Raw genomic sequence first — 26,034 nt, forward strand, 5'->3', positions numbered from 1 at the left:
AATGAAAAAAATTACATATTGAGACGGCTTATGATCGAGAAAAAGATAAGTTGGGTTTATTAGACTAATGAGAAGGGATATATGTCCAACCCGATACAGGTTAAAGGTACATATTATAGGACTATATGAGATAGGGTTTTGATCATGAGAAAGGAGATGCTTTAATTTGAAACATCGTTCTCTAGGAAAAAGAAAATGTACAAAGAAAACGAAGCTGAAGTTGAAAAAGCGACAGGGCGCAAGGTGCTCATGTAAAACAGGAAGGCGCAAATTAAAGCAACGTAATACGTTATGCAGGTGGAAGAGAACTGGTGGTAAACAAAGACTTCGCAAGGTAAGAAGATGCCGTGGCCACCGCGGTCAGCAGGGTATTCCGGGTAGACAGGGAGCACAGGGAGCGCAAGGAGTACAAGGTGCACAGGGAGCACAGGGAGCGCAAGGAGCACAGGGAGCGCAAGGAGTACAAGGTGCACAAGGAGTACAAGGTGAACCAGGAGCAGAAGGTGCTCAAGGGATCCCAGGGATTATAGGCCCTCAAGGAGCGCAAGGAATTCAAGGTTATCGTGGATCTCAAGGTGAGCATGGTACCCGTGGGCAACAAGGGATACAAGGAGTCCCAGGGAAACGTGGTCATCAAGGTCCACAGGGAATTCAAGGGGAACAAGGATTGTTGGGGCCAGTGGGTCCTGAGGGAGCTAGAGGAGCTCAAGGAATCCCGGGAACACAAGGACCTCCAGGTACACAAGGAGCTCAGGGGGTTACTGGAATGCAGGGGTCTCCAGGTACACAAGGAGCTCAGGGAATCCCAGGAACACAAGGCATACCGGGGGAACAAGGAGCTCAAGGGGTTACTGGTATGCAAGGCACACGGGGTGAGCAAGGAGTTCAAGGGGTTACTGGAACACAAGGAAATCAGGGAGCTCAAGGAGTTACTGGACCTACAGGACCACCGGGTTCAGGGGGGATTACAGGGGGAATAGAAGTTAATATTACTCCTTCCGCCTATAGATACTTTTATTTCCCACCAATGAATCTCAGTTCTACGGTTGAACTTCCAAGTAGTCAATTTCTAGACGATGCGGGGAATTTAAGTACATTATTTGATGGAGTCGGTACTAACAGTTATACGAATGTATTTATCAATGGTATGTTACAGGAAAGTAGCTTGTACAACATTACTAACAATGTTCTGACTTTGTACCTCGAGGGTGACACGATCTATGCAGGTGTTCCCATAATTATTGAGAACGTCGAATTTAACACCCAAGTAATTTATAGTTGAACATTTTCCAGCGGCTTACTTTGCAATTATAATAAGGATACTACAAAGTTACTCCAGCAAATTTGTTGACGTAATAAGTGAAATAGAGTTTAAAGTAGCCGCTGGAAACGGTAAGAATCGTCAATGATTTGTTATTACATTAATCTGAAGTACAATAAGGGAGGCTATATGAACATACAAGGAATCAATCACTTCTGTTTCTCCGTTGCAGATTTAGAGAAGTCTATCGCTTTTTATGAACAAGTGTTTGAGGCGACTTTACGCGTAAAGGGTAGAAAACTAGCTTATTTCGACATGGGAGGCATCTGGATCGCTCTGAATCAAGAAGAGTTGAAAAGGGATCGGGCGAACCGTACATATACACATATTGCATTTACTATAGCCGAAGAGGATTTCGATGCTATTATGGAACGGTTACATCGCTTGCAAGTTGAGGTACTACCAGGAAGAGTCAGAGACATCAGGGATCGGCAATCGATATACTTCTTGGATCCCGATGGACATATGTTTGAATTTCATACGGGGACACTATCGGACAGGCTTGACTACTACAGGTCGGAGAAAAGCCATATGATTTTTTATGATTAGACATATTGTAGGATTCATAGATTGAGACATATTGTTTAAGGGGGAATGCAGTATGATCAGAAAATGTGCAATGGATGGTAGCGAGGATGTAATTATACAACAAATAATTAATGATGCGGCGCAAGCCTATAAGGGAATTATTCCTCAGGACCGCTATGTAGAGCCCTATATGTCTTTGGAACACTTGCAAAGTGAGATGGCCGATGGAGTTGTCTTCTGGGGATACGAGGATGAGGATGGCTTAGTAGGCGTGATGGGAATCCAAGATAAAGAGGAGGTTGCCTTAATCAGGCATGCTTATGTTCGAACTGATCAACGTGGTAAGGGTATTGGAAGTAAGTTGCTTGTTTATTTGATGGATGCCAGTGCCAAACCATTATTGATTGGGACATGGGCATCTGCATCTTGGGCAATCTCTTTTTATAAGCGTAATGGATTTAAATTAATGGAACCGATAGACAAAGAACATTTACTTCGTACATATTGGAGTATACCCGAGCGGCAAATTGAGACGTCCGTTGTGCTCTGTGATCCAAGCTGGATGTAGAGATAACAAGTATAACGCTGCTTCCCACTATAGGGCCTGCCCACCGCTGATTTTGGTTTTGAGCCAAAAAATGAGTAGGGACTACCATCGATTTTGTAAATAGCTTAAAATATAGATTAGCTCTGTAAAAATTCATGCGATGAATAAGCGCAAATTTAAATAGATGAGTAGGTCTATAAAGTGAAAAAAAAGTTTAAGAAATTCTATATAGAAACGACGAGCATTTGTAATCTAGCCTGTAGCTTCTGCCCACCAACAAAGCGGGAGTACCGGTTTATCAAGGTTGAGGAATTTACGAAAATATTAGATGATATCAAACCCCATACGGATTACATTTATTTTCACGTCAAAGGCGAGCCATTGCTACATCCCAAAGTTGGTGAACTACTTGATATAAGCCATGAGAAGGGATTTAAGGTGAATATCACAACCAATGGGACGTTAATTACGAAGAATAGGGAGAAGCTCCTTGGCAAGCCGGCGCTTCGCCAAATGAATTTCTCCTTGCACAGTTTCGATGGACATGAAGGCTCAATTGACCGTGAGGGATATATCACTAATATCCTTTCTTTTGTTAGGGAGGCCGTAGCGTCTTCTAATATGATTATCTCATTTAGGCTTTGGAACTTGAGTAGAGATAATGAGAGTAACCAGGAACGAAGTAGAAACCGTACAACGCTTGCGATGATCGAGAAGGAATTTGGCCTAGATTTTCATATCGAGGAGAAAGTGATCCCGGGAAGTGGTATCAAGTTAGCTGAGCGGATTTATTTGAATCAGGATGCTCAGTTTGACTGGCCAGATTTGAATGCGGAAGAGGACGATGGAAAAGGTTTCTGTCATGCTCTTCGTAATCAGGCAGGAATTCTAGTAGATGGTACCGTCATTCCTTGCTGCCTTGATGGAGAAGGGGTAATCAACCTAGGCAACGTACATCAGACCCCATTCTCAGAAATCGTAGACGGAGATCGTGCGAATCAATTGTATGATGGTTTTTCGCGCAGAGAAGCAGTGGAAGAGTTATGTCGTAAATGTGGCTACCGTAAGCGCTTTGGTGGAATGGCATAAATGAAACAACCGTCCGGATCATGTCCGAACGGTTGTTTTTGCGTATGAGTGTAATTTAGTGATCTAATGAAAAAATGAATATTAACTACCCAAAGTAGTCAAATCCACTTGGGGTACGAGTCCTTCCTGTGCAGCACGACCAAGTAATGCCTTAACCGCATTATAGCCGTCATCACCTAGGTCCTCGGTATAAGAACTGACATATAATTCGATATGCGCTTGTGTCACTTCAGGAGACATCTCTTGAGCATGACTCGCAACATATTCAGCAGAAACTTCGGGTTGAGCCCAAGCATATTGCACGGACTGTTTAATCCATCCTGCAATAGCATTTAAATCGAGTGTGCGGCGAGCAACAATCGCTCCGAGTGGAATTGGAAGTCCCGTGTCGGATTCCCACCAGCTTCCTAGATCTATCAATAGATTTAATCCATAGGATGGATAGGTAAATCTGGCTTCATGGATGACAAGCCCTGCATCTACTTCCCCACGTTGTACCGCAGGCATAATCTCGTCAAATGGTAGAACGACGATCTCACCAACTCCACCAGGCACCGTGCTTGCCGCCCAGAGGCGAAATAGCAAATAAGCAGTGGAACGTTCGCTCGGTACAGCCACTCGCCGACCTGATAAGGCCGCTGGACCTGCGGCCCCGGTGTGATCGTTAGCTGTAAGGACAAGTGGACCGCAGCCACGGCCAAGCGCACCGCCGCAAGGTAGTAATGCGTATTCATTAAGCACATATGGCAGTGCGGCGTAGGATATTTTGAGTATATCAGGACCTTTTCCAGAGGCTGCTAGACCATTGGTAATGTCGATATCCGCATAGGTAACGTCAAGCTTAGGAGCGCCAGGGATCAGACCATGTGCCCAAGCATGAAAGACAAAAGTATCGTTCGGACAGGGTGAAAAGGCAATATTCATTTGTGTAGCACCTCCGGTAATTTAGCAAAAACTCGTTCTAATGTTTTCATAGCGTCATCGATTTTCCATAAGTCACGCTGACGTGGTCCAACCACGTTAGAGATCGCCCTAATTTCTATGACTGGCAACTCCAACTGTTGTGCGGCAATTGCGACGCCATACCCTTCCATGGCTTCAGCTGCAACGCCAGGAATACGTCTCGCTAACTCTGTAGTTGTTGAGGCCGTACCCGTTGCAGTAGATAAAGTCACTACGGGGCCGATGCAAGCAGGAATCCCCGAGGATTCCAACAATTGAAGCATCTTATGAGGTAGGTGGGGGTGGACAGTCACACGAGCAGAACCAAACCCAAGCTCGTCCACACTAGCGAAACCTTCAGCGGTTTCTACCCCAAGATCCGCGGCGATGATCTCACTGGCTATCACCAGAGATCCAACGTCCGCACGTTCTCGGAACCCACCGCCAATTCCGGCGCTGATCACGAGATCGTATTTACCACAGGCTAATGCTGCCGCTGTTCGTGCCGCAGCCGATGCTGGGCCAACCCCTGCCAAACATACATCAAAACCTGTTGCTCCGCCCAGGCCACGCAATACGGCGTCCTTTTCTCCCTGAACCGCTGTCATAATTAGTACTTGAGGATAACGAGAATCTATACTTGTTTCTTCTCTCATAAATATATAAGCCATCTCCTTAAGGAAGCCCACGCAAATTACGTATGTAGATTCCGAATTCCAATCTTAGTATGCACTTTCAATTATATAGTGAGTGAGGAGGAAAACCAAGTCAGTCGATGTAATTCTAATCCGGCGGTCTAGCCAGTATTTTAATAACAAGCAACGTATTTATAGCCGGATTGGAAAAATAGATTTCAAGCATTTAATATCATTAAAAGTGAATATTTTCACATTAATCATGAAATTCTCACAATGTTGTGGAGGAACAACTGGGTAAAGAGCGAATGTTTTAACCAATTAAGTTCGCAAAGGAGGGTCAGAATTTTGATTGATGTTAAGCAGGTTTCGAAGTATTACTCGAATAACAAAAAGGCCGTAGATGATTTGTCCTTCTCCGTAAGGCAGGGTGAATTGTTTGGATTTCTTGGACCTAATGGTGCCGGAAAAACAACTACCATTCGGATGATGATTGGTCTGCTTCAGCCGACAACCAGATCTAAAATATGAAGTAATCGACAGACTTGACCCAGATAAGGGTTCAGGTCTGTGGTATATTGCGAGTAGAGATTTCATTTTCTTCCAAAAAGGGGTCGCTTTCGTGAAGGTAACCATTAAGGATATTGCTAAAGCTGCAAATGTAGCTAAATCGACAGTATCCAAAGTGCTCAATGACTCTCCCCATATTTCAATAGCAACTAAGGTAAGAATACGCGAAATTATGAAACAAATGAATTACATTCCTAGTAGTTTAGCGACTGGACTAGCTAGGCAGAAATGTCACAACATATCACTCATTATTGATCTAACTCGTAGAAACGATTTTCTGAATTTCTTTTTTTATAATATTATTGGGGGGATCGAGAGTGTTGTAGGTCCTAACAACTACGAACTGACCATTAGTAACGTGGGACGGGAAGAAAGTCGTGATTATTTAACCCGATATGTATTAAGCCAAAAAGCTGATGGAATCATTATAGATAACTCAATTCTGACGAAGGATTCGGCTGAGGATTTAAGAAATTTGGGGTTCCCTTATGTTCTAATCGGAGAATGGAGTGGACCAAAGATGGTCCCCTGTGTAGATATTAACAATCGTCTCGGGGCAACAAGGCTAACCCAGCATCTGTTAGAACAAGGATACCGGAACCTGGCGTTTATTGGTGGGGGGGAAAATGAACCCTTATTTGAGTCTAGATCCGCAGGGGTTATAGATGCATTGCTTCAAGAGGATGTGGAAGGGAATCCGTTAAGGATTTATCCGGATGGGAACACCGAGAAGGCCGGTTATCACATGGTTTCTGCAATATTAGAACATGGGGAGATACCAGATGCTTTGGTATGCATGAATAACTTTGTTGCATTTGGAGCTCTTAAACGTCTTAAGGAAAAAGGGATTTCCGTACCACAAGAAATTGGGATCGTCACGTTTGATAATGAGCCATTAGCCCCATATACGACACCTGCGCTAACTTGTCTCCATATGGATACATTTGGTTTGGGAGCGGGGGCCGCGGAGTTACTCATGTCGCAAATACAAGAAGAAAGTCAAGCTAATCAAGACAAGTTTCTACAACAAAAATGGTTGATGCCAGAATTGATAGTGCGAGAATCGAGCACAAAAAGATAAAAAATGCATTAAATGGATAAAAAATAAATAATTACTAAAGTAGGATTGACGTACCACCTATGCAGGTGGTATTTTTTATCCAAGGAAACCGGTTCCCTAAATTTAACTTTATCTCCACAAATTAAGATTATTTAAGGAGGGTAAATTTAATGGCAGGTACTTTCAAGAGAAAATTGAGTTTAGTGACGATTCTAGCGCTAATTATGTTCTTGTTGTCCGGGATTGTGGCACCTTCTCAGAGAGTGGAAGCTGCTAGACTAGGGTTTGATGAGAATGATACGATATATCAAATTATGGTAGATCGATTCAATGACGGTGATACTTCCAATAATGCAACAGGATCTGCTATCCGTTATGGGGAGAGTAGTGAAGAAGATTTCCGCTACATGAAGGGCGGCGATTGGCAGGGTGTCATCGATAAATTGTCATATATCAAAAAAATGGGATACACGGCAATTTGGATCTCCCCTGTGGCTGAACCGCAAGTCGTAAGTCGTGACAATAATGGTACGGGTAGAAATACGGCTTACCACGGTTACAACGTTAAAGATCCTAACAGTGCTAATCCTTATTTTGGAACAAAGGAAAAGTTGAAAGAATTGGTAGACAGTGCTCATGCTCTAGGCATTAAAGTCATTATCGATGTAGTTCCTAATCATATCGGAGATTACATGTTAGGGACGAATGCATACTATGACATTGCGGGATTACAACCTGCGGCTCCGTTTAACAATCCTTCTTGGTATCATCACAACGGTGATATCAACTGGTCTTTGGTGGATGGGAACTATACACAATGGGCGCAGGATTATATTGAGAATCATGATTTGGCTGGTCTGGATGATATCGATTTTGACAACCCGCAGGCCAAACAAGCCATTTTTGACTCCATTAAAGGTTGGTTTGATTATACAGGGGCGGACGGTATGCGTGTGGATGCCGCAAAATTAATAAAACCTTCTATAATTAGAGAACTTGAACAATATGTTGGAGTAAAATCATTTGGAGAAAATTTCGACGGTAATGCTGAATTTGTATCTCGTTGGGTGGGTAGCAACGCAGAGTGGGGGATGTTGGATTTCCCATTATTCTTCTCGGTGTTGAATAGCTTTGCTTATGGACAATCCTTCGAAAGTAATATTAAGTCCACGTTAGCTCAGGACTCGCTCTACAATGGATCAGAGAATCATATGGTTACCTTTATTGATAACCATGACCGTAACCGCTTTCTTACAGAGGTTGGTGGTGACGTTCAGAAGCTTCAGAATGCGCTGACCTTTATCTTCACTGTTCGTGGTGTTCCTGTTGTGTTTCAAGGAACAGAGCAGAATAAAGGAAATGGAAATGGATCGATCATTACGGGCGGGATTGCCGATACTTGGAACCGTTGGTCGATGGTGAAACGGGATAGTAATGGTAATGTCCAAACGGATTACTTCAATGAAAATACGAATACGTATCAATATGTAGCTAAATTGAATAAACTTCGTCAGGATTACCAAGCCCTGCGTACAGGTAAACAACGGGAGATGTGGTCTGCGACAAATTTATATGCCTTCTCACGTAGAGTTGATTCAGGTATCAACGTCGGACAAGAAGTCATTTCGGCATTTAATAACTCAGGGAATTCGATTACACAGACTATTCCGCTTCGTTCGGAAAGTTCATTAACGGTAGGCACGGTGCTAACAAATCTGCTCAATACCTCAGAGAAAGTAACGGTTCAATCCGGAGGGGTTACAGGAAAGCAAATTACGGTTAATGTAGGTGGCAACTCATCTAAAGTATATGCTGTTGAACTTACTGCTCCATTGGATACAGTAGCTCCTACTATCCCAGGTAATGTGACAGCAGTCTTGAACGGAACAACTTCGGCAATTGTTAGCTGGAGTGCTTCTACTGATAATGTGGGAGTTACGGGATACGATGTTTATAGAAACGGAGTAAAGGTAAGTACCGTAACTAGCACTACATTCACAGATACAGGACTGGTGGCTGGAACAACTTATAGCTATACAGTAAAGGCAAAAGATGCAGCGCAAAATGCATCCGGGTTTAGTACTGCATCAACGGTTACCCCACCAGTCGTCATTCCAGAGACAGAGCCACCAACGATCCCAGGCAATGTGACAGCAGTCTTGAACGGAACAACTTCGGCAATTGTAAGTTGGAGTGCCTCTACTGATAATGTAGGAGTTACGGGATATGATGTTTATAGAGATGGTGTAAAGGTAAGTACAGTAACAAGTACATCGTTCACAGATACAGGACTGTTGGCAGGAACAACTTACAGTTATACTGTTAAGGCAAAAGATGCAGCGCAAAATGTATCTGGTTTTAGTACCGCAGCAACAGTTACTACACCCGCCGTTGTTCTAGACACAGAGCCACCAACTATTCCAAGCAATGTGACAGCAGTCTTGAACGGAACAACTTCAGCAATTGTAAGTTGGAGTGCTTCTACTGATAATGTAGGAGTTACGGGATACGATGTTTATAGAGACGGAGTAAAAGTAGGTTCAGTAGCGAGTACGTCATTCAACGATTCAGGATTGATAGCGGGTACAACGTACAGTTACACAGTGAAGGCGAAGGATGCAGCATTGAATGAATCTAGCGCGAGTAATTCAGCAACGGTTACTACACCTCAAGGTAATGAGGTCGTTATTTACTATAAAACTGGATTTACTAACTCCTATATACACTATAAAGTGGATGGTGCTACAACATGGACGACATTGCCAGGTACTGCGATGAGCCCAGCGACTCAACCAGGTTATTTCAAGGTAACATTACCTATCGGAACAGCAACTGGAATAACAGCTGCGCTAAATAACGGAAATGGTACATGGGACAATAACAACACGAACAACTACCATTTCAATGTGGGTACCTCAACTTTGGTAAATGGGGTCATCACACAAGGTGAACCACAACCAGATGGATTAACAGTCACGTTATCCGTTCCTAGTAACACGACAGCGAGCGATAATGTTTATATCTCCGGTTCGTTTAATAGCTGGAATGCGGCGGATTCAGCTTACCTGATGACAAGGAATTCTAACGGGACTTATATCATCACTTTGCAATTGACAGCAGGAACAAATTATCAATATAAGTTTACTCGTGGAAGTTGGGACAGTGTTGAGGCCAATAGCAACGGCAGCGATACCGGCAATCGCAATTATACAATACAAGGTGGGGCGGAAACAGTGAATGCTTCGGTAGTACGTTGGAAGGATCGATAAGAGCATAAACAAAATAGGTGCTCAATAGTTACACATAAATAAAGCCGTTCGCGATCAGCTTTCTGATCGACGAACGGCTTATATTATTATCTTATGCACGCTTTGTAGCTTGAGCAAAGCGGTCTTTAATTTGTTTATTGTTGTGTTTCATCGCGATACGTTGCTCACGAAGAATCTGGGAAGAGTTTTTCTTGGAAGGGGCGAACAGCAATGCTTCTTTGGGTTGAACCCCTACCGCTTTTGACACCACACCGTTCTTGGACACGAATGCTCCCGTTCTCATGGTCTCAACCCTCCTATGAATAATTTGATGAGTTCGATAATTAGCGGATTTTTACTCAGTATAGCATGATTAGCACATTCTTTGTAGTGGATGAACTTCCTATAATCCCAGTTCGGATCAGAAGGGAAATGCAGGGTTAGAATATATTTCCCTATACGAATGCAGTAATAAAATGTCGCCTTTGCTTCTTTGAAGAATACCTGTTCTTGATTATCACCCAAATGGTAAGTCAACACCGCATAAGAACTTTGATTATCTAACAAATAAAAGGGTGGCCCAGTGGCATCACCAACGTTGGTGATGATTTGGAGTTGCTCTTCGTTAAAAACGTATAGTGTAGCGCCGCTGCAATCCTCGTAGTAACCAACCTTTTCGGACATATATTGCCCGTAACTTTGCTCAATGATTCCACCTGATAATCGATTCATGATGAGTTCAAGAAAATGTTCAGCATCCCGGAGTCCACTAATACGTAATTCAGGGATGAGTTCCCCAAGCATATCAAAGACTCCATCAAACTGTTCCAATCGGGAACTATTCTGCTCAATGGAAGACTCGAGTGGGAGTAGAAGGGAACCTCTTCTTAATAAATCACTGAGATAAGAACGCCAATCAATCGGTACGCCCAAACTTAGATCATCGATATACACTTTACGCATTGTCATATCGTACAAGAAATACCAGACGTACGGATCGACATGTGAGGTAATGTTACGATTTGCTCTTATTGTGTTAATTATATGTGTGGGGGAAGGGAATCGTTCTTCTTTCACGATATAGCGATCAACAAATTGCTCAATTATCGGCTTTACTGTGCCAAAGAATGTCGCCTTGATCTCTACATCACCAAACACAAGAATCGTCTTACCTTGTTCGTAAGCTTTAATAAATTCCATGTGAGTTACGGTTCTTTGCGCGATCTTGTTGTCGTAAGTTCCTGCCTTACTTCCAATGAACAGCAAGTAAATGTCACAATGTTGGACGGCTTCTAGACATTTGACCACAGGGTCTACGCCTGCAGGCCAAGGTCCGAGGTTCACCTCCCACATTAGCGGTTCGTGACCAAGGGTCGTTAGTTCCTGGAATGCATTTCTACGCAGAGGTTTTAAACCATCCTCATTCACGGAACTGATGAATACGTTCGTTCTCGCCAATTCGAATACACACTCCCAAGATCCAGATTACTTCCATTATAAACCAAAGTTTACGATATTTCAGGAAAATATAAATAGTAGAAAGCCTCTTATCAGGATATTTTAAGATTTTGAAATGATTAACTTGCATTTAAAATAAAACTCATGTAATGTACAATATATATTAAATGAATAATTGTAAGTAAGTATCATAATGTGAATTAATCGACTTGTTTAGCATAGTTCGTAAGCGAACAGGTCAAAATAAATAAAAAACAGATAGGAGCCATCATAATGAGCCAATTTTTAAATGCAATTAAAGAAAGACGTAGTATTTACGGTATTAGCAAAGAGTCCGTCATTTCAGATCAACGAATCGAGGAAATTATAGGGGAAGCTGTACTCCATACGCCTTCTTCCTTTAATTCGCAAAGTGCGCGGGTTGTTGTATTGTTCAATGAGCAACACGACAAACTGTGGAATATTACGAAAGAAACGTTGAGAAAGATCGTACCAGCAGAGAACTTCAGTTCAACTGAAGAGAAATTGGCTTCATTCCAAAATGGTCGTGGTACAGTATTATTCTTCGAAGATCAAGCTGTTGTTGAAGGACTACAAGAGCAATTTGCTCTTTATAGCGATAACTTCCCGATTTGGTCCCTAGAATCATCTGGTATGTTGCAATTGGTTGTTTGGACAGCATTGGCAGCTGAAGGCGTTGGAGCATCCCTACAGCACTACAATCCACTGGTTGACGATCAAGTAGCAGCGGAGTGGAACATCCCTTCCACATGGAAATTGCTCGCTCAAATGCCTTTCGGTAAAATTGTGGCCGGGCCAGGAGAGAAGCAATTTGCTCCACTAGATAGCCGCTTGAAAGTGTTCAAATAATACTCATTAAATAATCAACATTGAACATCAAAATTGCATGTTTAGTAGAGCGCTTGACAGTAACTGTCAGGCGCTCTTTAGCGTTTTTATTTGCAAAATGTGAGGGAGGATATAATTTGTACATACGAGTCATGACCTGAAAACAATGGCCTTTGTGGATTGGAGATGATATCTCTTTTCATGTTAAGATAGGACGAGGCACTTATAGCAGATATTAATTTTACTTAGTGGGGAGCATACATATGTACGAGTATCATGAACAGCATTATGAGGACGTAGATTTTAGCCATAAAGATTTGAGATACGGAGAATTGACGCGTTGCACCTTTCAGCGTTGTAAGTTTCGAGGAACCTCAATGGAAGAAATTACGACTTATTCGAGCCAATTTATCGAGTGTGATTTTCATGGGGCACATTTGAATGCGTCTATTCATAATGAATCCGCATTTGTTAATTGTCGTTTCAGTGAGGCTAATTTTTTGTTGCTAAATTTAATCATTGCAAAATGACAGGTTCTGATTTTTCACAATCACAATTGGATGGGATAACGATATTCCAAGGGGATTGGTCATATACCAATTTCAGACAAGCACAATTAGGTAAGCAAGACCTGCGTGGAGTTAAGTTTAACGAGGCAGATCTTTCCGGTGCAAATTTGATGAAAGCAGACCTTAGAGATGCGGATTTCACTCAGGCCGTGCTAGCTAAGGCCAAATTAGCTGGTGCAGATTTACGTGGCGCTACTGTGGATGGTTTAGATTTTCAGACGATCGATATAAAGGGTGCTCGGATGGACGTTGCTCAGGCAGTTGTGTTTGCGCGCTCTTTCGGAGTTAAGATTCAGTAGAAATATGGGGGATATTTAATTACATTAATTATTAATTGGACAATAAGAACTGGGACCCAATTTCAACACGGAGGTATTATAACAGCATGAGTACAACTAAAATTACACGCCCAGTATCAGCATTATTATTAACAAGTATTGTTTGTGCTATCTTGTTTGGTTTGATAGCAACTGCGATTGGTAACTTAAGAATTGAAGGATTTGACCATACGATTATCACATTTATTCAAGGGTTGGAATCACCCTTATTAACGAGCTTAATGAAATTTTTCACTTGGATCGGTGGAGGGATTCCGGTAGCTACGATCACCCTACTTACCATGGTTGTTCTGTATGTATTTCTACGACATCGTAAAGAGCTCATCTTTCTGAGTTTGGTCGTAGTAGGGTCAGCGCTAATTAACTCAGTCCTTAAACTTGTGTTCAGTCGTTCACGGCCTACGGTTTATCGAATCATCGAAGCCACAGGTTATAGTTTTCCAAGCGGACACTCCATGTTTGCTTTTAGTTTTTATGGGGTTCTTGCATTTCTACTCTGGAGGCATGTACCCGTCACATGGGGACGTGTGCTCTTAATTATATTTAGTTCTCTATTTATATTACTTATCGGCATTAGCCGTATTTATTTGGGTGTGCATTATCCTAGTGATGTACTTGGGGCTTATCTTATGAGTGGATGCTGGCTTACGTGCTCGATCTGGTGGTATCAACGCTGGATGAAACGTGGTACCTATGAGTGATCAGGTAGATGGGGACAACCGTCCAATAATTTGATATTCGTTTGACATATAATGTCCAGAGAACGTGAGCATTCTCTGGAGGTGAGGCGAATGTCAATACAGCGATTCATGTTAGCCGAAGATTCGTCCTATGCTACCCCATATTATGTCGTAAAGGGTAAGAAGAGTGGTCCCAATATGATGATTGTTGCCGGGATACATGGAGATGAGCTTGGAAGTATTTTGGCTGCTCAAAAGCTAGTTCATTCCTTCCAAGCCAAGCAAATGCATATTCATAAAGGTACTTTAATCATTGTTCCAATTGTTAATAAAAGAGCTTACTTAAAGCGCAAAAGAGGGGACTCGGTAGACTTAAACAGGACTTTTCCGCAGACTTCTGCTCAATCAGCCAAACATCCCTTATCTTCGGCCTTATTTCAATTAGCAAAGCGTTATAAACCGACTTGGTATTTGGATCTTCATGAGGCTAACGGATTATCGCAAAAGAATCCCAAAAGACTTGGTCAAACCTTGATCACGAATCCCGGAAATCGATGTGTGCCTAAGCTACGATATATAATCAACCGAATGAACAGTTCTATTGAAAACCGGTCCCATCATTTCAATATTCGACTCCGCGAAAAGAAAGGCTCTTCACGTACGGCAGTTGCTCGCATTTTGAAGGCACAGGCCGTAACGGTAGAAACTTGTTGGAGCCTTAATCGTACACTGCGCGTGAACTACCAATACGAAATCATTACCCGTTTTTTAACAAAATCCGGTTTGCTATAATAGGAACACAACAAATCCGCTCAGCCATTGGCCGGAGCGGATTTGTTGTGTTAGTTATGGTGTTACAGGAACTTATTTAGTTGAAGAATCCGGGTCTACATAGGCAGATGTTTTAGCTACCCAGTCATCAGCTTGGGGCTCGATATCTACGCCATTCTCCATCTTTTTTCTCTCTGCCAGAGAATCGCCATCTTTATTTTCTTTATTGCGTACTTGATCTTCTGTTTGGTGATCCATTATGATTCCTCCTCATGATGTGAATTTGGTGGGTGTTCCTTATGTATAGTTACCTAATAGAGCTAATTAAAAACATTAAAATTAGTCAACCATATTGAGTTATGTTAACCTAATTCGGATTCAGAATATTTGGATAGGCTAAATGTGGTATAGTTAGTGATATTAAAGTTTTGTATTGGAAAGGATAAGCATATGTTAAACATTAGTGCGTACAGCAAAGAATTGATTAGAGATCCGTTTGGAATTTTGGAAGGTGAGCGTTATGAGTTCATTCTCGACATTGAAGTACCGGAGGATGATGAGTTATATTCCGAAAATGGATTATATTTAAAAGTTCTTTATGGTGTGTCTGAAACCAAAACAGGAATCATTAAATATGAAATTTATGAAAGATCATCCGAGCAATATTTGGAGTTTGAACTCGAAGAGGATGAACTTAAAGAGGTCGAGAATTTTTGCGTAGAATTGTTAAACGGAACAACTCCCCAGAAATAGGAGGGACACATATTGGCACGGAATCCTCAAAAAGTTCCTTATGGGTATGAACCCCCAAAGCAAGAACGTAGGGGGACTTTGATTTACTACGATGAGTTTGAGCATACGACCAATGAGGAATTAGAGACAGCTTTGCGATATGGTGAGGAACATTCTTTTACCAAACTTGTCCTATACCCATTGCATGAGGAAACTGTGAGGCGCATGACTAAGGAATCGATTAGTGCGTTCTACAAAAGAGAGGACCGTCTCCACGAGTGGAAACAGGAGCACGGTCAATCCAAGGTAGCGGTTGAAGGATGGGAAGGAAAGCGGAAGAAATACACACCGATTGAAGCGGCGCTACGGCATCTCACAGAGAAGTATCCGTCTCCACATTTCCTATATCTGACTCCGGAAACGGCCAATCTCTTTGCCTCGTTCTCTTCATTCGAGGAATGGATTGTGAAGCTTAGACTGGTCTTGTCAACAGAACCGGAGAGGCTTCATCCGAAACTAGAGAAATTCCAGCACCGTTGGAGCTTGAACACAAAGTAAACGGATAATATCAGATTCATATTGAAGCGGTCTACTTAATGCAAATTAAGTGGGATCGCTTCTTTTTGTTGACCATTTCGACAATTGCTGTGATAGTGCGAGGTTTAGAATAAAGGGATATTCAGGATAAATCTAGAATATTCTTAAAGTCTTGTGAGACTCAACTAAAGACTAAGAATGCATAAAAGGGGAATTTGAGATGAAATTAAAAAAAGGTACCAGCCTGTTATTAAGCTTGTGCTTAGCACTAGGACTGATCACTATTCCTACACAGGTGTCTGCATCAACGCCAACCAACCCAGAAGATACAGGTGCATCCATTAAATCGGTGATCGATCGGAATACCTATCTGCTGGATGACGGTTCGGTGTGGTCTTATGATGTGACAGATGGACCTATCCATGAGCAGTATAATTTTACTGGAATAACGTCGGTGTACAACAGTTCCTCCTTTTATGGCTGGACAGAGGATGGACAAGTTATGGGATGGTCAGCAGCTGTAGGTCAGCTTGAGGAACTGCCACAATATAGTGGGGTTGCCGAAGTCGTAGGGGATGCACTATTTCTCAAGAAAGATGGAACTGTTTATCAAGGGGATGACCTTGTAGAGAACATGTCAGGGGTTAGGAGTCTGCATGCGTATAAACATAGTTTTGCAGCGCTCTTAACATCAGGAGAAGTATGGTATAACTCAGGATATCAAGGGAAATCACGAAAGGTTGGAACTGTACAGGGAGCTACCTCTTTAAAGATAAATTCCTCGTTCGCGGCAGTTCTACAGAACACAGGGAAGGTTATGTTGTTGGATATGCAAACTGACGATCAGCCGAGAGAAATTGTAGATAATGTTACATCAATGGCTTGGGATGGTGATACGCAGAGTCTCCTTACTGTGAAGAAGGATGGTACCGTATGGAGATATGACCGGGGAACGGATCGAGCAAGGACATATAAAGGGAACCAATTAAGCGGGTTGAGTAATGTAGAACAAATCGTGTATTCACCTACCGAGTTATTCGTACAACAGAAGGATGGACCATGGTTGGGATACAACAAAGGAACGATCACACCATTGACGATTCCAAGCATGATTAGCATAGCTTTGATCGTCTCTCAAACAGACGCGGCTGTGGGGGATCTGGTGAAATTGAACGTAGAAGAAGCCTATTCTAACGGATACAAACTTACACGTCTACCTTCTGCTGATGAAGTCATAGTGGATCAACCTCAGGTTGCTGAGCTTCAAGGACCCGATACGCTAAAGGTGAAGGGGATCGGGAGTGCGAAGATTTCACTTCAAGTTGGGAATTTTAAAGCGGAGGGGCAAATTAACGTTACTTCGCAAGAGCATCTGACGGGAGCAGTTATGCTAGAAGGTAAAGTGTTTTTGCCTATGCAATCTGTTTTCAAGATTTTGGGAGCCACCGTTAATGTTGCTAGTAGTGGAATGTATACGATCCAATTAGGAGAGAAGAGTATTGTATTACAGAAGGATAATGCTTCTGTGATAATCAACGGTGAGTCTAAGTCTCTTAAGGGGAAAACTCAGCTTGTCAACGGCGTGACCGTGATACCTGCAGACCTGCTTATCGATGAATTAAGTGTTGGAGTTACTTGGAATACGGATCTGAAGCAGGCCGAATTGCTGGTTGGAGGATCCAAGGTGGTTATCGAATCGTCGGAGACTGCCAAGATTATTAAAGCTGCAGATATTGGTAATCTAGCAAGAGTCATCGGCAAATCTTACTGGGTAAATCATAGGGGTGAGGGAGAACGGTTTAGCAAGGTAACAATTAGTGATATTATTGTGAAAAAAGATAAGTTCGGAAAGTCCTATGATATCGAGCTCAGAACCGCTAATGGGAAGACATATATAGAGCATTGTGGTGCTAGTGCCTCTAGTGTTACAGATCTCCTGAATAATCCAGTATATTACTTCAACTATAACCCATACCAGAAATATAAATGGTCACAATCCACTTGGAATAAAATCAAAGCTGGAAAAGTGGATTACGGCATGACGCCAACGCAAGTAGAATTTTCCTGGGGATCACCAACGGCTAGATCTAAGGAGGGAAATGTAGAAGTTTGGGTTTATGGGGATAGGAACTTTAATTTTGAGATCGTCTCATTCAAAAACGGTAAAGTAATCAGCTATACGTGAAATTTAACTACAAGGCGTTTGGTAGAGATACCAAGCGTCTTTTTTGTAGTGAGTAAAGAGGTTGCCATATGTAGGAATATCCTGAACAGGATGACCGTTGCTTCATAATGGGCAACTGACTATGAGTAGACTCGACCAAAGTCCAGTTAATAAATTGACTTAGGTCCATTCCATGGCTCCGCCAATATCGTTATTATTATAACAGTTCACAGAAGCTAGCAGGGGAGGGACATATACAGTACTTTATCAATTTGTATTTATTACATAGAAGAGAGTGAGTGTTTTTATAATGCAAAAAGGTTTATCAACATGGAAAGCAATACTTGCTATATTTCTAGGGATTGCAATTCTTGTTTTTGCACAAGGAACAAGTGGATTAGTGAAGTTGCTACCATTGCCAGAAGGGATTACAAATGCGATATTTAGCTGCTTATATGTATCATTTACATATCTTTTAATAAAACTATTATGCAACAAAGTGTTACATACGACTATGGCTGACTGCCGTATCACCAAACCTAAAGTTAATCCTTATTGGATAGCATGTGCAATAATATTACCTGTAGGCGTTTCGGCAATATTATTAAGTACGCCAGGGAATTTAGTAAACAATCATTTGACTGTAGGACAAATTTCGAATGTTGTTGTTATTGCTTTATTTGTTGTTGGTTTAGGTGCTGGAGTTGTCGAGGAGATGGTATTTAGAGGTGTAATCATGCGTGCGTTAGAGCGTCGATGGGGAAAACCTATAGCGATTCTTGTCCCATCTGTCATCTTTGGTTTAGTACATGCTATCGGTGCAAATATGAATATACTTGATTTATTGTTACTGTTTGTTGCGGGGACAAGTGTTGGTATTATGTTTTCACTCATTGTATACCAAAGTGGATCGATCTGGCCTAGTGCCGTTATGCATGGGATTTGGAATGTTATAATGATAGGTGGAATTCTAGATATTAATGCTGAGTATAATGCGGATGCCATTTTCTCATATGAGCTTTCTTCAGATTCATTCTTTTTAACCGGTGGAGCCTTTGGCGTAGAAGCTTCTATTATTGCGGTATGTGGTTATATTTCAGTTATTTTTCTAACATTATTCTTATGTAAAAGAAAATCAAGGCAATAACTACACTAGTGCTTGACGATTGCGAATCTCTGTAACGGAACTTAGCGACCTTATATGTGGTTTATTCCAGGTTTTTGGATTCTAACGGAACCAGCAGACGTTAATTCATCATTGTTCATACCTTTAAGCATCATTTCGAAGAAATAAGGTCTTTCAGTTCCGTTAGAATTTTTAATGACCGTAAAACCCCAAAATAAAGGCTACTGCTTCCGTTAGAATTAATGTCTGAGGAAGTCAAACTTTGATTATGGATTGAGCCTCAATAAATAAAAATAGATCATTTAAGGCGTTTGGTAGGGATACCAAGCGTCTTTTTTTTGCAAGTTTAAAAGAGGCTATTTTGGGGCAAATCCTTCTAAAACGAGCAATTAACGATAGAGTTTAGCCTATTTGCTCTCTGTTTTGGGCAAATAGCTAGGATTGACAAAGTACTATATATTGCTATAGATTAATTAATACACTACTACATATTGATGTGATAATTATTATGATATACAATCAAGAACTGTCATTGAAGGAGAATAGAAGAATGTTAATCGCTTACGATTCTAAGACGGGAAACGTGAAAAGGTTTATAAATAAGCTGAATTTACCAACGCTACAAATAGACGATCACATGACGGTGGATGAACCATTTGTGCTGATTACGTATACGACGGGATTCGGTCAAGTACCGGAGAAGGTCACTTCTTTTCTAGAGCGAAACTATCAACATATGCTCGGAGTAGCTGCTAGTGGAAATCGCAACTGGGGAAATAAATTCGCTAGAAGCGCGGATCTAATATCTGAACGTTATCACGTACCAGTGATTAGTAAATTTGAGATGGCGGGAACAAAGCGCGATGCGCTATATTTTGAGAACGAGGTGAGCCGGGTTGCGTCATATTGAACTGAACAATCTGCTGATGCAGCGAGACTCGTCCGGGTTTTTCCAATTGGAGAAGGACAAAGAAGCTGTCGAAGCGTTTATGGAAGAGGTAGGACGCAAAAGTATGACTTTTGCTGATATTCCTACACAAATCAAACACATGATTGATAATGATTACTATGAAAACTTGTATGAGCGGTATTCAGAGTCTGAGGTCGAGGAGATATTCGAATTTACACGGAGTTATAACTTTCAATTCCAATCGTACATGGCGGCTTCGAAATTCTATACAGACTACGCGCTGAGAAGTAATGATCGTACTCGTTATCTGGAGCATTATTCTGATCGTGTGGCGGTTGTGGCACTACATTTAGGAAGAGGGAATATCGATACCGTTCGTATACTTGCGGCTTCGATGATGGATCAACGACTTCAGCCAGCGACACCAACGTTCCTTAATGCAGGAAAGAGCCGTAGAGGCGAGATGGTATCCTGCTTCTTGTTAGAAATGGATGATTCACTTAACTCTATCAACTATATCATTGGTACCTGCCTACAGTTATCCAAGATTGGTGGCGGTGTGGCAGTCAATCTATCGAAACTACGTGGACGCGGTGAAAGTATCAAGGGTGTTGAGGACGCAGCTAAGGGGATTATGCCTGTACTTAAGCTGATGGAGGATGCCTTCTCCTATGCGGATCAGATGGGTCAGCGCAAAGGATCTGGAGCGGGTTATTACAATATCTTCGGTTGGGATCTACTAGAATTTCTAGATAGCAAGAAAATTAACGCTGATGAGAAAACACGACTAAAAACTTTATCCATAGGACTCATTGTTCCGGATAAGTTCTATAAATTGGCGGAGAACAACGAACCGCTGCATGTATTCGCTCCATATAGTGTATACAAAGCTTATGGCATTCATATGGATGATATGGATTTGGACGAAATGTATGATGTGTTATTGGCTGATCCGCGAGTACGCAAGAAAGCAATTATGAGTGCACGTGATATGCTGACCAAGATTGCTACAGTGCAGCTAGAATCTGGATATCCTTATATTATGAATAAGAGTAACGCCAACAAGGGACATGCGCTGAAAAAAATCGGCCCAATTAAAATGTCCAACCTATGTACGGAAATTTTCCAACTCCAAGAAACTTCGGAAATTAACAATTATGGCCAAGAGGATATCATCCGCCGTGACATCTGCTGTAATCTAGCTTCCCTAAATATTGTGAATGTAATGGAGCTTAAAAAGATTCGCGAATCCGTCCATGAGGGAATGCTCGCACTCACTGCAGTTAGTGATATGACGAACATCGCTAATGCTCCTGGCGTAGCCAAGGCAAACCGTGAGATGCATTCTGTGGGACTTGGTGCTATGAACTTACATGGATACCTGGCGAAGAACAAGATCTCATATGAGAGTGCAGAAGCTAAAGATTTCGCTCGTACCTTCTTCATGATGATGAACTATCACTCACTTGAGAAAAGTATGGAAATCGCTAAAGAGACTGGCGCTGTGTTCGCAGGATTTGAGCAGTCTGATTATGCGGATGGTTCTTACTTTGAGCGTTATGAAGAAGTCGACTATCGCCCTGTAACGGCTAAAGTACAGGAATTGTTCCAAGGAATTGATATTCCTGGTCCAGAGCAATGGACTGAACTGAAGAATCATGTGCAAAAGCACGGCTTGTATCACGCCTACCGGCTCGCAATCGCACCAACACAAAGTATCTCGTATGTGCAGAATGCGACTTCAAGTGTCATGCCGATTGTAGAGCAGATCGAGACACGTACGTACGCGAATTCCACGACGTTCTATCCGATGCCGTATATGAGTCAGGATAATTTCTTTTATTACAAATCGGCTTATCAGATGAATCAGTTCAAAGTACTCGATTTAATCGCTGAAATTCAGCAACACATCGATCAAGGGGTCTCCACCGTTCTACACGTGAATAGTGATGTGACAACCCGTGAACTGGCTCGTTATTATATCTATGCTGCACGAAAAGGCTTGAAGTCATTGTACTACACGCGTACGAACCGCCTGTCAGTAGAGGAATGTGTTAGCTGCTCTGTATAGTGTGACGAACTCTATAAGTTAGATTACTGAAAGTGATCCAGCGGATAGAGCGAAATGATTCTGAAGAAGCGGAGCGTTCGCCTTTGTCCTCGATTTCAACCTTTAAAAAATAATTCAGTGAGAAATCGGGGGACAACAGCGATCGTAAGAACATTTCGCTCTGTAGCCTAATCACATTCAATAGTTCAACTTATAAGTGAAGTAAGTGAGGGGAGACTTTTTAATATGAGTGCAATCCAAGCCGTCAATTGGAATCGGCCTGATGATGATTTTACAAATATGTTCTGGTATCAGAACATTCAACAATTTTGGACGGATGATGAAATTCCTCTCTCCGATGACAAAATGTCATGGATCACTTTAAGTGATGTGGAAAGAGATTGCTATATGAAGGTGCTTGGCGGGTTAACATTGCTCGACACAGTACAGGGCGGCGTAGGGATGCCCAAAATTCTGGAGCATGTTGACGGCTTACAACGTAAAGCGGTGCTGGGATTTATGGCGATGATGGAGCAAATTCACGCTAAATCCTATAGCAGTATTTTTACGACACTAGCGTCAACGGAAGAAATTGATCAAGTATTTCGTTGGGTTGAAGAGAACCCGATCTTGCAACGTAAAGCGCAGACGGTATCCAAGTACTATAATGGTATCAATTCACCCAAAGATTTGTATTTGGCGATGGCGGCTTCGGTATTGTTGGAGAGCTACTTATTCTATAGTGGGTTCTTCTACCCGCTTTATCTAGCAGGTCAGGGTAAGATGACATGTAGTGGTGAAGTGATTGATTTGATTCTTCGCGATGAGAGCATCCACGGTGTATATGTTGGATTGCTAGCTCAAGAGATTTATAACGAGCTAGAGCCTGAAGAGCAGCGTGAACTGTATTCGAAGCTGGAAGAAATGGTCCAATATCTGCATGCAAATGAAGAAAAGTATACGGAGGAAATCTATTCATCGATCGGTTTGGTTGATGAAGTGAAGGCTTTCGTCCGCTACAACGCCAATAAAGCGATGATGAATTTGGGCTTTGAGCCCTTGTTTGAGGAAGAAGAAGTGAATCCAATTGTGTTTAACGGAATTAACACGCGTACGAAACAACATGACTTTTTCTCTAAGAAAGGCAATGGTTACGTACGTGCATTGCATGTGGACTCGCTGACGGATGAAGATTTCAAGTTTGATTTTTAAAAGTACATGTATAACGGCAATACCCTCTAGTCATAATTGTTCACGTCTCTGAGATGGAGATAGACGAGTTCTAAAAAGGGCGAAAGGGAAGATGTTCGTGTTAAAAAAGAAGTTATTGATTGTGGATGATCAGTACGCCATTCGGAAATTGTTAGAAGAGATGTTTCGCTCGGAAGATTATGAGACATTCGAGGCTTGCAACGGCGAGCAGGCCCTTCAGTTGCTGGATAAGGAAGCTCCAGATTTAGTGCTTCTGGACATGAAGATGCCAGGTTTAAGTGGACTAGAGCTGATAGACATGATTGGACAAAGAGAGAGAAAGACAATTGTTGTGGTTATTACGGCGTATAAAGAGTTGGAACTGGTTCAACGGACCAATCAGTTTGAACCAACTATGGAATTCGCTAAGCCTTTTGACATATATGAAGTGAAGGATGCAGTTCGTGATTTATTGCATATGGATGCAGTAGTAATCTAGATAGATTGAAAAAGACATATAGGAGGCACACTGGCGATAGCCGTGTGTCTTGTTTTTTATCAAATATCGTTGATTAATCATCTTAAAAGACCTCTACATTCGAAGTATAATAGGGTTATTGTACGAAACCCAGGAGGAATCAAGGATGAAATTACATTTTGAAGGGGATTTAACTACATTATTGCCCGGTATTCGGGCGTTGTCAGAGGAACTTAAGTTCACGGAAGCGGAAGATGGCATTATTGTTCGTGTCGAACCTTCTGATGGGGAACTTGAAGTAGGACTTGAACAAGAGCAAGGACAAGCATACATACGTTATGGACAAAGACATCATTTCTTCCGTGGCCTCGGACTTCTAGTACAGTATGGTAGCAGTGGTGAATCGTTCAACATTCGGGAACAGCAGCAGTTTGACACCATCGGACCGATGTTCGACTTATCAAGAAATGCTGTATTAACGCTGGATAGCTTCAAGTTTATGCTGCGTAAAATGGCGTTAATGGGCCTAAACACCGTTATGTTGTATTTGGAAGATACTTATGAGATTAGCGGAGAACCATACTTCGGATATATGCGAGGTCGTTATTCACAAGCCGAGCTACAAGCAATTGATGATTATGCGGATCAATTTGGTATCGAGGCGTTTCCAAGTATTCAGACCCTCGCTCATTTGGAGGAGTTCTTGAAATGGGAGCCTGTAGGGTTTTATAAGGATACCAAAGGGGCGCTCCTCGTTGGGGATGACAAGGTAGAGCATTTGGTTGGTAAGATGATCGAAACCGCAAGCGCTCCATTCCGCAGCCGCAAGATTCATGTGGGCATGGATGAGGCAGAGGAACTGGGTCGTGGTAAGTATCTGGACCGAAACGGTTATCAGAGCCGCTTTGATATTATGACAGGCCATTTAGAAAAGGTACTTGAAATTACCCGCCGCCGCGGCTTAAAGCCGATGATGTGGAGCGATATGTTCATGAAGCTTGCTTCAGCCGATGGGACGGATCAATACAATACGAACGAGCAAATCCCAGAGGAAATGGCGAAGCGCATTCCGAAGGATATCGATATGGTGTATTGGGATTACTCCCATACGGATGCTGATGATTATGAGAAGTTGATTGCAAAGCATCGCCCACTCGGCTGCAATTTAGTGTTCGCCGGTGCGGTTTGGGTGTTCAATACCTTCGGTGTTAATTACGGCTTATCGCTTAATGCCACTGACACAGCGCTTACCGTGTGTAAGAAGGAAGGGATTCGCGAGGTTTATGCGACAATGTGGGGCGACGATGGAATGGAAAGTAACCCCTTCGCAGCGCTTCTAGGTTTACAACTCTATGCGGAGCATGCCTATACGGAAGGCAAACCGAATTGGGAACAATTGGCGGAGCGCGTGAAGTTCTGTACAGGCACGTCTGCTGATGCATTCTTGAAGTTCAAAGATCTGGACGAAACACCAGGTCAGGAGCCGAATAACAGGAAACAAAGTAATCCATCCAAATTCCTACTGTACCAAGATGTGTTACTCGGTATGTTTGATAAGCAAATCGAAGGTCTTGAATTGAATGCTCATTATCAGCAATTGGAGCAAACTATCAAGAATACACGTGTACCTGATACAGAACTGGATTACTTGTTCGAGGTGCCTGAGAAGCTCTGCGGTGTACTTAAGCTCAAGAGTGAGATCGGTATTGAACTGAAGCTGGCTTATGATGCTAAGGACTTGGAGTCGCTAAGACGAATAGCTACAGTGGTGTTACCTCAAATTTCGGATGCGGTTAAAGCTCTTCGTGCTGCTCATCGTACACAATGGCTCGGGATGTTCAAGGCATTTGGTTGGGAAGTTATTGATATTCGCTATGGTGGTGTAATTAACAGACTTGATACAGCATCGATGCGTCTTCTCGATTATGTGGAAGGTCGCATTGAAAGTATAGAAGAATTGGAGCAAGAGCGTCTTATATATAGCTCATCTAATCGATTCAACAATCGTGGAATCGGCTGGTGTAGTTTCTATTATCGGATGGCGTCACCAAATGTCTTCTTCCATGTTATGAATCCTTTTTAAATGAGTAACCTTTAATATGTAAAAGGCACCTTCTGGTATCGTTAAGCACGATACTAGAGGTGTTTTTTTTGCTGTGGTTAATTACATGGCTTTGCTCTTTTATCACGTTTATTTTATGGAATGCAGGGTTAAGCTGATGAGAGATACTAAACTGTTTA

25 protein-coding genes and 1 pseudogene are annotated in these 26,034 nt (G+C 42.1%); 21 read left to right on the forward strand and 5 right to left on the reverse strand.

The genetic code is table 11. The features are described 5' to 3' along the window. Positions 1-220 precede the first annotated feature (220 nt). The 4 genes from NST85_RS13820 (at position 221) to NST85_RS13835 (ending at position 3,485) form a co-directional block, all read left to right on the forward strand. Positions 221-1,282, forward strand: coding sequence for a DUF4183 domain-containing protein (locus NST85_RS13820; RefSeq protein WP_341189576.1), 1,062 nt, complete (start codon positions 221-223; stop codon positions 1,280-1,282). Positions 1,283-1,450: 168 nt separating this feature from the next. Beyond that, the gene (gene fosB, locus NST85_RS13825; RefSeq protein ID WP_127191370.1) at positions 1,451-1,870 is read left to right on the forward strand and encodes a metallothiol transferase FosB; all 420 of its coding nucleotides are present in this window, start codon (positions 1,451-1,453) and stop codon (positions 1,868-1,870) included. 52 nt (positions 1,871-1,922) lie between these two features. Next, positions 1,923-2,417: a GNAT family N-acetyltransferase gene (locus tag NST85_RS13830; RefSeq protein WP_127191369.1), complete on the forward strand. Its 495-nt coding sequence runs from the start codon at positions 1,923-1,925 to the stop codon at positions 2,415-2,417. A 180-nt stretch (positions 2,418-2,597) separates the two neighbouring features. After that, positions 2,598-3,485, forward strand: a complete 888-nt coding sequence (locus NST85_RS13835) for a radical SAM/SPASM domain-containing protein (protein WP_127191368.1) — start codon at positions 2,598-2,600, stop codon at positions 3,483-3,485. Between the two features lie 81 nt (positions 3,486-3,566). Here NST85_RS13835 and NST85_RS13840 read toward each other — a convergent pair whose 3' ends face one another. Continuing rightward, entirely contained in the window at positions 3,567-4,409 is an 843-nt protein-coding gene (locus NST85_RS13840; protein WP_127191367.1) for a 1,4-dihydroxy-6-naphthoate synthase, read from the reverse strand. Continuing rightward, entirely contained in the window at positions 4,406-5,083 is a 678-nt protein-coding gene (locus tag NST85_RS13845) for a futalosine hydrolase (RefSeq protein WP_341189577.1), read from the reverse strand. Before NST85_RS13845 ends, NST85_RS13840 begins: the two co-directional genes overlap by 4 nt. Positions 5,084-5,407: 324 nt before the next feature. Between NST85_RS13845 and NST85_RS13850 the strand changes: the two are divergent. The 3 genes and pseudogenes from NST85_RS13850 to NST85_RS13860 all read left to right on the forward strand — a co-directional run. Beyond that, positions 5,408-5,569 (forward strand): annotated as a pseudogene (locus NST85_RS13850) (ATP-binding cassette domain-containing protein); the annotation flags it as partial. Positions 5,570-5,684: 115 nt separating this feature from the next. Further along, positions 5,685-6,713, forward strand: a complete 1,029-nt coding sequence (locus NST85_RS13855) for a LacI family DNA-binding transcriptional regulator (RefSeq protein WP_341189578.1) — start codon at positions 5,685-5,687, stop codon at positions 6,711-6,713. A 149-nt stretch (positions 6,714-6,862) separates the two neighbouring features. Then, entirely contained in the window at positions 6,863-9,961 is a 3,099-nt protein-coding gene (locus NST85_RS13860) for an alpha-amylase family glycosyl hydrolase (RefSeq protein WP_341189579.1), read from the forward strand. A 91-nt stretch (positions 9,962-10,052) separates the two neighbouring features. Here the strand turns inward: NST85_RS13860 and NST85_RS13865 are convergent, their stop codons facing one another. Together NST85_RS13865 and NST85_RS13870 are read right to left on the reverse strand one after the other, a co-directional pair. Continuing rightward, entirely contained in the window at positions 10,053-10,244 is a 192-nt protein-coding gene (locus tag NST85_RS13865; protein ID WP_127191362.1) for a hypothetical protein, read from the reverse strand. Then, positions 10,241-11,398 (reverse strand): DUF4062 domain-containing protein, encoded by a 1,158-nt coding sequence (locus NST85_RS13870; protein ID WP_341189580.1) that lies wholly within the window; start codon positions 11,396-11,398, stop codon positions 10,241-10,243. Before NST85_RS13870 ends, NST85_RS13865 begins: the two co-directional genes overlap by 4 nt. Positions 11,399-11,671: 273 nt before the next feature. On the opposite strand from NST85_RS13870, the gene NST85_RS13875 reads away from it, so the two are divergent. From NST85_RS13875 to NST85_RS13895, 5 genes are all read left to right on the forward strand, one after another. Continuing rightward, on the forward strand, positions 11,672-12,268 hold the full coding sequence (locus tag NST85_RS13875; protein ID WP_341189581.1) for a nitroreductase family protein: 597 nt from the start codon (positions 11,672-11,674) through the stop codon (positions 12,266-12,268). Between the two features lie 242 nt (positions 12,269-12,510). Then, a complete protein-coding gene (locus tag NST85_RS13880) occupies positions 12,511-12,777 on the forward strand; it encodes a pentapeptide repeat-containing protein (RefSeq protein WP_341189582.1) in 267 nt (88 codons plus the stop codon). Further along, positions 12,774-13,115 carry a pentapeptide repeat-containing protein gene (locus tag NST85_RS13885; protein ID WP_341189583.1) on the forward strand — a complete coding sequence of 114 codons (342 nt, stop codon included), beginning with the start codon at positions 12,774-12,776 and terminating at the stop codon, positions 13,113-13,115. The genes NST85_RS13880 and NST85_RS13885 overlap by 4 nt, the downstream gene beginning before the upstream one ends. A gap of 86 nt (positions 13,116-13,201) precedes the next feature. Next, the gene (locus tag NST85_RS13890; RefSeq protein WP_341189584.1) at positions 13,202-13,855 is read left to right on the forward strand and encodes a phosphatase PAP2 family protein; all 654 of its coding nucleotides are present in this window, start codon (positions 13,202-13,204) and stop codon (positions 13,853-13,855) included. A gap of 90 nt (positions 13,856-13,945) precedes the next feature. Continuing rightward, entirely contained in the window at positions 13,946-14,626 is a 681-nt protein-coding gene (locus NST85_RS13895) for a succinylglutamate desuccinylase/aspartoacylase family protein (protein WP_341189585.1), read from the forward strand. 72 nt (positions 14,627-14,698) lie between these two features. Here NST85_RS13895 and NST85_RS13900 read toward each other — a convergent pair whose 3' ends face one another. Then, positions 14,699-14,863 carry a hypothetical protein gene (locus NST85_RS13900; RefSeq protein WP_170220145.1) on the reverse strand — a complete coding sequence of 55 codons (165 nt, stop codon included), beginning with the start codon at positions 14,861-14,863 and terminating at the stop codon, positions 14,699-14,701. Between the two features lie 192 nt (positions 14,864-15,055). On the opposite strand from NST85_RS13900, the gene NST85_RS13905 reads away from it, so the two are divergent. From NST85_RS13905 to NST85_RS13945, 9 genes are all read left to right on the forward strand, one after another. Further along, positions 15,056-15,358 (forward strand): DUF6509 family protein, encoded by a 303-nt coding sequence (locus NST85_RS13905; RefSeq protein WP_127191356.1) that lies wholly within the window; start codon positions 15,056-15,058, stop codon positions 15,356-15,358. 12 nt (positions 15,359-15,370) lie between these two features. After that, entirely contained in the window at positions 15,371-15,895 is a 525-nt protein-coding gene (locus tag NST85_RS13910) for a hypothetical protein (protein ID WP_341189586.1), read from the forward strand. A gap of 199 nt (positions 15,896-16,094) precedes the next feature. Beyond that, a complete protein-coding gene (locus tag NST85_RS13915; protein ID WP_341189587.1) occupies positions 16,095-18,059 on the forward strand; it encodes a copper amine oxidase N-terminal domain-containing protein in 1,965 nt (654 codons plus the stop codon). Between the two features lie 289 nt (positions 18,060-18,348). Then, positions 18,349-19,185, forward strand: a complete 837-nt coding sequence (locus NST85_RS13920; protein ID WP_341189588.1) for a CPBP family intramembrane glutamic endopeptidase — start codon at positions 18,349-18,351, stop codon at positions 19,183-19,185. 529 nt (positions 19,186-19,714) lie between these two features. Beyond that, positions 19,715-20,074, forward strand: a complete 360-nt coding sequence (gene nrdI / locus NST85_RS13925) for a class Ib ribonucleoside-diphosphate reductase assembly flavoprotein NrdI (protein WP_127191352.1) — start codon at positions 19,715-19,717, stop codon at positions 20,072-20,074. Next, complete coding sequence (nrdE, locus tag NST85_RS13930; RefSeq protein ID WP_341189589.1) at positions 20,061-22,145, forward strand: class 1b ribonucleoside-diphosphate reductase subunit alpha; 2,085 nt, start codon at positions 20,061-20,063, stop codon at positions 22,143-22,145. Before nrdI ends, nrdE begins: the two co-directional genes overlap by 14 nt. 225 nt (positions 22,146-22,370) lie before the next feature. After that, entirely contained in the window at positions 22,371-23,336 is a 966-nt protein-coding gene (gene nrdF / locus NST85_RS13935; RefSeq protein ID WP_307396909.1) for a class 1b ribonucleoside-diphosphate reductase subunit beta, read from the forward strand. Positions 23,337-23,433: 97 nt separating this feature from the next. Then, a complete protein-coding gene (locus NST85_RS13940) occupies positions 23,434-23,814 on the forward strand; it encodes a response regulator (protein WP_341189590.1) in 381 nt (126 codons plus the stop codon). Positions 23,815-23,959: 145 nt separating this feature from the next. Then, complete coding sequence (locus NST85_RS13945) at positions 23,960-25,876, forward strand: beta-N-acetylhexosaminidase (RefSeq protein ID WP_341189591.1); 1,917 nt, start codon at positions 23,960-23,962, stop codon at positions 25,874-25,876. Positions 25,877-26,034 lie beyond the last annotated feature (158 nt).

This window comes from Paenibacillus sp. FSL K6-2524 (assembly GCF_038005525.1).
Taxonomy (GTDB): Bacteria; Bacillota; Bacilli; order Paenibacillales; family Paenibacillaceae; genus Fontibacillus; species Fontibacillus anaericanus.